The organism is Aquitalea sp. ASV15 (genome assembly GCF_016429115.1).
Classification (GTDB): Bacteria; Pseudomonadota; Gammaproteobacteria; order Burkholderiales; family Chromobacteriaceae; genus Aquitalea; species Aquitalea magnusonii.
On sequence record NZ_JAELTZ010000151.1, the window covers coordinates 1 to 384 of the forward strand.

1 protein-coding gene is annotated in these 384 nt (G+C 67.7%); it reads right to left on the reverse strand.

Annotated features, from left to right (window positions below; translation table 11 throughout):
* On the reverse strand, positions 1-281 hold a 281-nt coding region (locus tag JHD64_RS21270; protein ID WP_199055622.1), incomplete at its 3' end, for a hypothetical protein.
* Between the last annotated feature and the right edge of the window lie 103 nt (positions 282-384).

Below are 384 nucleotides of genomic sequence, written 5' to 3' on the forward strand. Positions count from 1 at the left end.
CCGTCCTGGGCGGTGCGGGTGTACTCCTGGGCGGCCAGTCGCAGCCATTCGGCGACGCCGCACAGTTCGGTCTGCACGCGGTCGGCCTGGCGATTGACCTCGCCGAGGAAGCGGACGAACCCAGGCCTGCCGTCCTGCTGCCAGGCAGAGCTGTGGCCCGCGAGTTCGGTGGCCAGTGCGCGGCGTTCGGAGCCGGCCTGCAACCCGATGTTGTCCAGGAAATCGGCCGACAGTACAACGTCGGCTGTCGTCATGGACAGATAGTTCGGATCGCTCGTCATTCCCGCTCATTCCCCGCTGCACCGGCCCGACTGCTGGTACCTGTCGTGATCCTAACCGCCGCGGAACCGCACTTCGGGCGGGAATTTGGGCCCGGCTGCAGGG